This window comes from Bacteroides sp. An322 (assembly GCF_002161765.1).
Taxonomy (GTDB): domain Bacteria; phylum Bacteroidota; class Bacteroidia; order Bacteroidales; family Bacteroidaceae; genus Phocaeicola; species Phocaeicola merdavium.
Genome location: NZ_NFIN01000017.1, coordinates 64,332 through 74,775, shown reverse-complemented (window position 1 = coordinate 74,775; position 10,444 = coordinate 64,332). Strand labels below are relative to the sequence as shown.

Here is a 10,444-nt window from a genome sequence, read left to right as displayed (position 1 = left end):
CATTGATTTTCAATGTTTATTGCGGTGCGTACGGGACTCGAACCCGTGACCCCATGCGTGACAGGCATGTATTCTAACCAACTGAACTAACGCACCATTTTGTTTGTTTCGTTGCTTTCTCTCTCGATTGCGGTTGCAAAGGTACAACTATTTTTTGAACCTGCAATACTTTTCCCAGTTTTTTTCTCATTTTTCTTCAATTTTATCAGAAAAGAGGCTTTCAAGAGGTAAAAAGCGGGACATTTTTCCGATAAATGCCCCGCTTTTCAACATATCTTATCTAATTAATAACACCTAACACGTTTAATAATTCGTCTTCTTCACTTCGAAGTAAGCTTGCGGATGCAAGCAAGCCGGACAGGTTTCGGGAGCCTCCGTACCTACAAACAGGTATCCGCAATTGCGGCATTGCCATACCACTTCGGTATCTTTCTTAAACACCTTGCCTTCTTCGATGTTCTTTGCCAATGCACGGTATCTTTCTTCGTGTCCTTTTTCGGCAACGGCAATTTCACGATACATTTTTGCAATAGCAGGAAAACCTTCTTCGTCAGCAATGTCGGCAAACTTCGGATAGTCGAGCGACCATTCTTCGTTTTCGCCTGCAGCCGCTGCTTTTAAGTTCTCCAATGTAGTACCAATAACACCCGACGGATAACTTGCCGTGATTTCCACCATACCGCCTTCCATCCATTTGAACATCCGTTTCGCATGTTCCTTTTCTTGGTCTGCCGTTTCGGTAAAAATAGCCGCTATCTGTTCGTAGCCTTCCTTCTTTGCCGCACTGGCAAAGTATGTATAACGCATTCTTGCCTGCGATTCGCCAGCGAATGAAATACCCAAATTCTTCTCGGTTCTTGTTCCTTTAATACTTTTTCCCATAATCGTTAGTTATTTAGTGGTTAGACATATTGTTTCTTTTCAACAAAACAAAGATAATAAAATTATTCAAGTTTGTAATCATTACAATCTCTATTTTATGTTCTATTAAGAAATTATTTCCTTCTTTTGAAAGAATAACCCGAAAACGCTCGTGTATGTTCAAATAAATATATACTTTTGCACTTCTTTTTAATATTTTAAACTATTCAATTCAATAGGCATGAAAACGTTTCAACTCAAACCGAAGCTCTTCGATACGCTTCGGAATTACACGAAAACTGACTTTATGACCGACCTGATGGCAGGCATCATCGTAGGCATCGTAGCCCTTCCGCTTGCCATAGCTTTCGGTATCGCTTCGGGGGTTAGTCCCGAAAAAGGCATCATCACCGCCATTGTAGCAGGATTTATCATTTCGTTTTTAGGCGGAAGCAAAGTACAGATAGGCGGTCCTACAGGCGCATTTATCGTCATCATCTATGGGATTATCCAGCAATACGGAATAGAAGGGCTAATGGTAGCCACCATGATGGCGGGAGTTCTTCTTATTATATTGGGGATATTCAAATTGGGAACTATCATCAAATTTATTCCCTACCCTATCGTGGTAGGCTTTACGAGCGGTATCGCCGTAACCATTTTCACGACCCAGATAGCCGATATCTTCGGGCTTCAGTTCGGGGACGAAAAAGTACCGGGCGACTTTATCGGCAAGTGGATACTTTATTTCCATCATTTCGATAGCATCAATTGGTGGAATGCCCTTGTGAGTGTAGTCAGCATCGTCATTATCGCCCTTACGCCCAAATTCTCGAAAAAGATTCCCGGCTCATTAGTCGCCATCATCCTTGTAACCGTTGCGGTCTGGCTGATGAAGATGTATGGAGGAATCACATGCATTGATACTATCGGAGACCGGTTCAGCATTCAGGCTCAACTACCTGATGCCAATGTGCCTACATTAGATTGGGAAGCAATAAAAAATCTTTTCCCTGTAGCCATCACCATTGCCGTATTAGGCGCGATAGAATCGTTGCTTTCCGCTACAGTGGCAGACGGTATGATAGGCGACCGTCACGACTCGAACACGGAATTAGTGGCACAAGGCATTGCCAATGTCGTATCTCCTATTTTCGGCGGAATCCCTGCCACAGGAGCCATTGCCCGCACCATGACCAACATCAATAACGGAGGAAAGACACCCGTAGCGGGCATTGTTCATGCCGTAGTGCTGCTGCTTATCCTTATCTTCCTGATGCCTTTGGCGAAATTTATCCCGATGGCATGCTTGGCAGGCGTATTGGTGGTGGTATCCTACAACATGAGCGGCTGGCGGGTGTTCAAAGGCTTGCTCAAGAATCCGAAATCGGACGTAACCGTCTTGCTCATCACGTTCTTCCTGACCGTGATTTTCGACCTGACCGTAGCCATCGAAGTGGGATTGGTTATCGCTTGCGTCTCGTTTATGAAACGCGTGATGGAGACTACGCAAATATCTGTCATTACCGATGAAATCGACCCGAACAAGGAATCGGACTTAGAAGTACACGAAGAGCACCTTGTCATTCCCGAAGGCGTAGAAGTGTATGAAATCAACGGTCCCTACTTCTTCGGCATTGCCACCAAGTTCGAGGACATCATGGCACGCTTCGGCGACCGTCCGCAAATCCGTATCATCCGGATGCGTAAGGTGCCTTTCATCGACTCAACAGGCATCCACAACCTGACCACCCTCTGCGAAATGTCGCAAAAGGAGAATATCCATATCATCCTTTCGGGCGTGAATCCGCAAGTACACGCTACGTTGGAGAAATCGGGCTTCTATACCTTGCTTGGCAAAGAGAACATTTGCAGCAACATCAACGAAGCTTTGGAAACGGCACGAAAAGAATTATCTGTTAAAAACGTTTGAGTATCGGAATGAGATTCTTAAAACGTGTTATAAAACAGATTATTTAGGCGAAAACACTTGCAGATACGGAAAAAGTCCGTACCTTTGCAATGTGTTTTTCATAGTATTAGATTTAAGGTTAACAAAGGTTGGAGTACAGCGGTACTCCTTTTTTTATGCCTATACATTTTTTGATTCTATCAATACACAAATTCTACTGGTGATTTCTTAAAACGCAAGACACGAGTATCCCTATTACCGGCTCCATTCTTCGTCAGATAAAGTCCTCCCATACTGCCAGCCAAATACCAACCACTACCTTCCTCAGGCGAACAGACACCCCACAAAATATTGTTATAATGCCCGTGATAGATGCCCGCATCGTTCCATTGCGCACCGGGACCATACCACACAATCGGCTCGTACTCAGGGAAATCGGGACTTTGCATCTCTATTGTTATCAAGTCTGTCAAAGCGATACTGCCCACAGTAATATCATTACGCCGCTGCTGGGTACGACGAATACGGCTATGACCTTCCCATGGTATTTTTAGTTCGTGCATACCATTCCACATTACCCACACATAATCTGTAGCATCGAAAATCCGGTTAAAGTCCTCCATTGAAGGCAACTCATAACCTTCGGGAGAAAGTGCATCGGGAGGTAAGCGATTAATATGTGCCGATACTTGTCCGCTATAACGGTCCATTACAGCTACTCCGTCTTTATCTATCACCTGCATACCCATCCCACTATCGCCTTGATATGCCCATTTCCAAAGGTCGAAGAAAACTTCAGGTGTACAATCCGCCAAGTATTCAAAAACTGTTTTTCCAGCTAATCTTGCAGGGTCATTCGATGACAATACTTGGTCCTCAAACGAACGAGAATTGCCACAAGCATTGTATTTGCACCACCAAATGCCATGTAACCACGTAACCGGAAGCCCATAATTACGGCGTGAAACAGTATATTCTTCACGACAAGAACCATCGATACGATTACAAATAACAAGTGTAACATCCTGTTTTCGCCCATTAGCTGTCGGGTCATTAGGTCTCCATCCCGCAACTATTCGATAAGCATCTGATTGTCCTTCAACAGGCATTATCTTCACCCATTCGTCTTCACCTTCAGCATATACCAACAATAATTCTTTTCCTTCGGGCAAATTTAAAATTCCTAATTCATTATCCACATACCGCTCAAAATCAAATTGATATTTCCCAACACCAAACTCCATATTACCTGATAACATAGTAGGATTTGCTGAAAGGGAAAAAGTTATCGCATCTTCGGGATAAACATGCTGAAAACCTTTCCGACGGAATTGAAGTGAAAAACTTTCATTTGCTACATTGGGCGGATAAAGCAATTTACGGATACGGAAACGATTCAACCCGTCAAACTTATTCTTTATCGGAACAGACTCTACCGTTACTCCATACATATTGGACACAGGAAGGGCTTCCAATTCATTGTCACAAGCCACAGCTAATAACAAATCAGTTTCCCAATAAGGAAGTGTAACAGCATCTTTTGTTGCAGAAACTTCTACACCTTCAGGTAATTCCGACTGTAAAAGGTCCACTTTAACACGATTGGCATAGTCAGGAAATAAATCCGAACCGTTTCCATTTCCCCATGCTTCTACTTCCAAACGGGCTTCTACATCCAACACATCTTTTCGCAAAACAATTGTATATACCGTATTCCGATGAATAGTTTCAGGCAAAACTTTTTCGAAAGTATATGTTTTTCCATCAATAACCGCTTGCAGATAAACTGATAACGCAGAATTTACTTGTTCGTACAAATAAAGTATTCCAGACATATTTTGCGATAACGGCATTTCAGGTGTGCAAACTGTATAATCAGATTTTACTACATTTTCAGGTGAACGAACCGTACTATCGGAAAAGAAATAAGCCTGTTGCGCCACTTGACGAAATACAAAATCAGTAACTGAAACATTACCTTCTGCTTTGATACGAAAATCAAAACGAGCGACGCCTCTTGTCAATGACGCTTGCATCGGTTGGGTTTCCGATTGGTTTGACAAATCAATCTTTTGAGTAAAATAATGCAATGCTTCTCCGTTTTTAGTCGATACCACCGTTTGTAGCCAATCAGTTTCAGTCGTACTTCCTTCTATCGAAAAGTCTAAAACAGATGTTCCATTCGCCACTACATACAACATACCTGAAAGACGATCAAGCGGTAAACGATATATATCAGAAGATACTTTAATAGGATCGTAAACCTTACGCAATATCCCTTCTTCAAAACGATAAGCTTTCATCGACTCTATTCGGTCTTCACCAGATACAAGCGGAAAATCTTCTCCTTGAAAAGACGACAATCTGATTTGTAATTCAAATGTCCCTTCACTAATGCCGGTAGCTTGTTCCAAATTATCAGAACAAGCTTGCACGGCAAATAAAGTAAAGAGAAAACTTACATATTTTATATACGTTCTCTTTTTCATAAAGCACTATGACTTCAGTTTAGCATCCAATTCGATGTCACTACCTTCTTCCCACTCATCAAATGTCACATTTAAGTCAACATTGATATAATCACGGCGTACTACAATCGTATTCACTGTATTACGTTTTACAGGTGCATCCAAGGTCTTGACCAAAGTCTTTTCTTCTCCATCAATTACAACATCAATACTAAGTTCCAAGCCTTCATTTTCTTGTTCATATACATACAAAACCCCTACAGTATCGCTTGTAAGCGGAGATGAGAAAACTACGGTTGTATCACGACGCTCTACGCTAGGAGGCGAAAAAGCCGAAGTTTTTGGAAATACATACATTTCCTTAGCAGCATGTTTCAATGTAAGGCTTTTTACCAATGCAGTACCTACTGTCCGAATATCCAAATCAAAACGCGCCACACCTCGTTTCAACGGTAAAGACAATTCGGTTTGTGAACGGCTTGCCTCGTCTAAATTCAAACTGCCACTAAAAAAATGTATTTCTTTTCCGTCTTTCAATGAAAATACCGTTTCTTTCCATTCCGTTTCAGTCATATTTCGGTCAAGCAAATCCTGTCCATCAACCAATCCCTCAGCATTGACAAGCATATAAAGTGACCCTTCTTTACTATCCAACGGAATGCGGCAAGCTGAATCATTAAATTGTAAATCATCATACACTTTCGTCAATACACCATTTCTAAAATGAAAAGCCTGTACATGATTGATGTCATTTTCTCCTTCCAATGTTTCATTTTGTCCTTCGTAATCCGAAAGTGATGCTTTTACTACCGGCATTGTTACACCATTTCCTCCTTCCGGATAATCAGAATCCGAACAAGAAGCCGTCAATACCATTCCACCTAACACTAATCCCATTAATCTTACTTTTTTCATTTTTCGTAAATTGTTTAGTTAAACATAGTTTTATTAAATACTTAATTATCATTCAATCACATATTCCACCGGTATCTTAACACATCTCACAACACGGGTTTTCGTATTATTCTGTGCAACAAATTTCAACCAATTCTCACCTGGGCGGTCTGCCTGTGCATATCCTTCCATCATCCAACTATGCGAACTATGCCCGTATGTAGCCAATAATATTGACATTCGTGCTATATTGCCGGGAGTCGTGTTCCATTGATGTCCCAATCCATATAATACCCAATGTATGCCTTCATATTCAAAATCGTAAAATGCCATGATGCCGTATGGCTGCCCTTCAAACGAAACATCCCGTTCTGTTATTGTTACAGTAATAGTTTGTCCTGCTGCATTTTGATAAGTACGTGTACCGATTCCGCCTACATTGAAATCCGTATTCCGAGCAAAGAACGCATAATCTTCGTATGCTGGAATACGATACCCTTCGGGAGCCATTTCTTCAGGAGCCAACGTGCCGAAACTTTGGGCAGAAGCACGCATTCCTTCGTAATAAAATGCCGTTCCGTCATGCCTCAACGGATAACCTTCTGGATAGCCCGCCTGATATTGATAGCCTAAAACAGGCAATAAATCCGCCTCATCACACGTATTCAGGTAATCCAATAAATCAACATCCTTTGCCGGGTCATCCTTGGGCAATAATTGGTCTTCAAAACGCTTCACATTTCCCCGCAGGTTGTATTTGCACCACCAAGTTCCGTTGATATTCACTACTGGCAATCCCCAGTTGCGCCTACGGATAATGTATGCTTCTTCATGTTTTCCATCCATATCTGAAATAACCAATTTCCCTTCCTGTACACGCCCATCCGCTTTAGGGTCATTCGGTTTCCAGCCTCCTAAAAGGCGATAACCGTTATCCACTGAAACCAGTTTAATCCATGGCGATTCTTCATCGGCATATTCCATTCGTGCCGTTTTACCTTCGGGCAACATCAACCTCCCCAATTCGCCTTCAATGTATCTTCCAAAATCACATATTCCATTTTCATCCAATTGAAGCAACCCTTCCAGCCGAACCGGACTTGGCTCAACTACCAAAACCACCCGTCCCGTATGTACCTTATTGCGATAAATTTCCACGTATATATATTCCTCAGACGTTCCAGGTACACGGAGTTTACTTTGTACGTCTACCATTGCTATCTGTTGCAAATTTTTTACTGAAACGGGATGTACATCCACACCGTTCACCTTTCCTTCTATCACAACAGACGCACCTTCTTCACCCATGAACGCCAAATGCATATCGCTTCCGGTATACGGAATGAATACCGAATCGCCTGTAGCATTTACACGAACTCCTTCCGATAAAAGAGAAGCCGCGACATTTATTTTTCCTTTCAGTAATTTATCTGATTCGGTCTGCGTTCCTTCTTCCCATTCATCCGTTGTGGTCTCGATTGATAAATTGCCTCCTCGTCCATGTACCCGCAACGTATAAATTACATTACGTTCTATTACAGCAGGCAATGAAGTGGTCAGACGATAATGAGCACCATTAGAAACGGCAATGACTTCCACTTCCGATTTCACTCCACTCTGTTCTGGCAAATACAAGAGAGGTTCAGTACAATTGTTAAAACTGGTATACTCTTTGCTGAAATCAAGAACGGCTGAAACAGAAGGTGCCGCCTTATCAGAACGTTCACAAACATAACCTTGACGGTACATGCCTTTTATTGTAACTTGAAGTACATTTACTCCTTTATCTAAAGAAGACAAATCTACCCGTGCCACACTTCGTTTCAAATTAACCGCCTCTCCCGATGCCGAAACACGTTCCAAATCCATCTGACCGCTCATTACTACATATCCCTCATCGGATATCATCTCGTCTATATCAGCAGATAAATTCAAAAACTCCGTTTTTGTTGTCACATCCGGACGCATCTGTTCCAATTCTTCCAACTGCCCGGCATTGACTAAAAAACAAACTTCACCTTTTTTTTCAACAGGACGAAACATACATCGCCCGTCTGCATCCGGCTCTAATGGTATAATGATTTCTTTCAATACGTCATCCTCAAACCGATATCCCCGTACCGTAGCAATATGTGCATCCGGTTCCGAACTGTTTTCCGCAAAACCGGAAACTTTCAAACGAGCAACTGTATATTCCGATAAAAGTTCATCACCTCCGTCATATTCCGCTGTGCAGCCTGTTCCAAACAGGGCACAAGCCATACTCCATACAATTATTATTTTCTTCATCTTAAAATACTAATACAAATAAGGGTTTTCTTTCGTATTCAGATAGTCCGGCTTATCAATAGGCATTTCGCTGATATGTTCCACATAAAAATGATTCATCAGTTCTTGTGCCCATGGACCGTATGTAAACGAACTGCTATGATTATATCCCATAACATGCCCCAACTCGTGAAACATTACTTCGCACGAATATGTATCAAAATAATGCTGCATCCATGCAGGCTGGTAGGCGCCGAATGTGCTTCCTCCTCCCAATCCTACTACACCGTTTCCCGGATACACCAAACCCACACGTAATGTCCTTGGCTGGCGCATCTGCCGTAAAACAGTTTCAGCCGTTACTTTGTCGTTTACTCCTCCATTACCATATAAACGGTCTTCGTTAGCACGTAAAATTTCTTCGTGTTCCTGCATATCAATCATATAAGTGAAGTTGAGGAAAAGCGCCACCACTTCCCGGCAATGCACCGGACGGATTCCCATCCAATTCCCTACAGGACCTCCATCTGCGGCATCGGGATTGCCTCCATACAGTTCGAATGAAATATTCCATCCATGTTTAATAGCCTGGAGTTTTTTCCAGTATGCATCACCCGATTCTATCTTAAAGGTCAAATCCGCTCCAGAAGTTACATCTTGTTTGGGAATCTGAATCCACCTGCCCGACTCCGTATGATACATTCCGTCTTTTTCCATCAAAGGCATCGTTTCATAAAAATCGGCAAAAGAAGGAATCGAATCAAAATATGCCAAATCAACGTATTCATTTCCTACAGAAGGAATGCGTGCCTTAACCAACACTCCGCTCAAAGAGCGAGGTGAATAAAAACGCACATGCAAACGTCCGTCATCTGTAGCCGATACTTGCAAAGGCTGTGCTGTGTTAAATCCACGTTGCGAAGCATCGGTATAAATCTCTTTCGGTTCGCCGTCTTGAAGAATACGGGCATGATTTCCTTCTCCGTATGCATTGCGGGTAATAAACATGATGCCAGCATCATCGTCCGGATGAACCACGTGTGTAACTACAGCATGAATACGATTGGGTATAATTTCTCCTGTATCGAAAACATAAGTGCATTTCACTTCATTTCCCCGATAATTCCGGGTAAATACATCAATTTCTCCTTGCAACGAAGAGCCTGCTGTAGGAGGAAAATGAAAACTTCTTGAAGAGGTTTCAATACCTAAAGTATCCAAGAATATTTCCTTACTTTCACCTGAAAATGAGCCTTCTGCAGAAAATGTAGTATAAAAACGCACTTTACCTATCTGTACTTTTTTCCCAATAACGGCGGTACGTATATACCGGTTATTGAAATCAAACGAAAAATCAACCCTTCCTACGATGTGTTTCTGCACAATCCGGCTGGGAGCCGAAACTACGGTTTCATATCCGTCTTTTCCCCATTCTTTACTCACCGAAAAAGGAGTCTGCGAATAAAAATAATCCGCTTCGAGCGGCTTCGATAAGCTGGAAGGAAAAACAAGCCACGGTTCTGAAATATGCACTACGGGATTTATCGTCACACCATCTGCCTGTGCATCACCTTTTATACCTATTATTGACAAAGTGTATTCACCTTCCTGCAATCCTTCGAAACGAAGTTCCGATGAAGCGGCATCATACACTCCTTTGATAGAAGTCACGGCATATCCTTGCTTGTCTGCTACGCAAAATTCCACACGGTCGTAAGGCACATTACGCTCCAATCCGTTCCGATTCAATCCATTTTCATCCTCAAATTCCGCACATTGTAATTTGAATACCACTTGATTATCTTTTAATTCTTCAGAAGTAAACCATTCTTCTTGCTGACAAGCGGATAAAAACAGTACACATAAAAAAGCGATAAAAACATTCTTTCTCATCTTTACTTGGTTGATTAAAATTAATAGGTTATCAATCAGCCGTGATGCATCTCGTCAAAAACTCTTTTCCGGCGTTAACCATAACAACAATAAAAACACAGAAGAAGTTCGGACGGAATTCTTTAATTCACATATTTTTCAATGAAAT

At 42.0% G+C, this 10,444-nt stretch carries 6 protein-coding genes and 1 tRNA gene; 1 reads left to right on the top strand and 6 read right to left on the bottom strand.

Annotated elements, in window-relative coordinates; all coding sequences use genetic code 11:
• Nucleotides 1-22 precede the first annotated feature (22 nt).
• Together B5F91_RS10100 and rbr are read right to left on the bottom strand one after the other, a co-directional pair.
• Nucleotides 23-96 (bottom strand) — tRNA-Asp (locus B5F91_RS10100).
• Between the two features lie 207 nt (nt 97-303).
• Nucleotides 304-882: a rubrerythrin gene (gene rbr / locus B5F91_RS10095; RefSeq protein WP_087428966.1), complete on the bottom strand. Its 579-nt coding sequence runs from the start codon at nt 880-882 to the stop codon at nt 304-306.
• Between the two features lie 220 nt (nt 883-1,102).
• On the opposite strand from rbr, the gene sulP reads away from it, so the two are divergent.
• Complete coding sequence (gene sulP / locus B5F91_RS10090) at nt 1,103-2,794, top strand: sulfate permease (protein WP_087428965.1); 1,692 nt, start codon at nt 1,103-1,105, stop codon at nt 2,792-2,794.
• 179 nt (nt 2,795-2,973) lie between these two features.
• On the opposite strand, the gene B5F91_RS10085 is transcribed toward sulP, so the two are convergent.
• The 4 genes from B5F91_RS10085 to B5F91_RS10070 are packed head-to-tail and all read right to left on the bottom strand — an operon-like array spanning nt 2,974 to nt 10,296.
• Nucleotides 2,974-5,262, bottom strand: a complete 2,289-nt coding sequence (locus tag B5F91_RS10085; protein WP_144025103.1) for a hypothetical protein — start codon at nt 5,260-5,262, stop codon at nt 2,974-2,976.
• 6 nt (nt 5,263-5,268) lie between these two features.
• Entirely contained in the window at nt 5,269-6,156 is an 888-nt protein-coding gene (locus B5F91_RS10080; protein ID WP_144025102.1) for a FimB/Mfa2 family fimbrial subunit, read from the bottom strand.
• A 48-nt stretch (nt 6,157-6,204) separates the two neighbouring features.
• A complete protein-coding gene (locus B5F91_RS10075) occupies nt 6,205-8,424 on the bottom strand; it encodes a hypothetical protein (protein ID WP_087428962.1) in 2,220 nt (739 codons plus the stop codon).
• A 9-nt stretch (nt 8,425-8,433) separates the two neighbouring features.
• Nucleotides 8,434-10,296, bottom strand: coding sequence for a hypothetical protein (locus B5F91_RS10070; protein WP_087428961.1), 1,863 nt, complete (start codon nt 10,294-10,296; stop codon nt 8,434-8,436).
• Nucleotides 10,297-10,444: the final 148 nt, after the last annotated feature.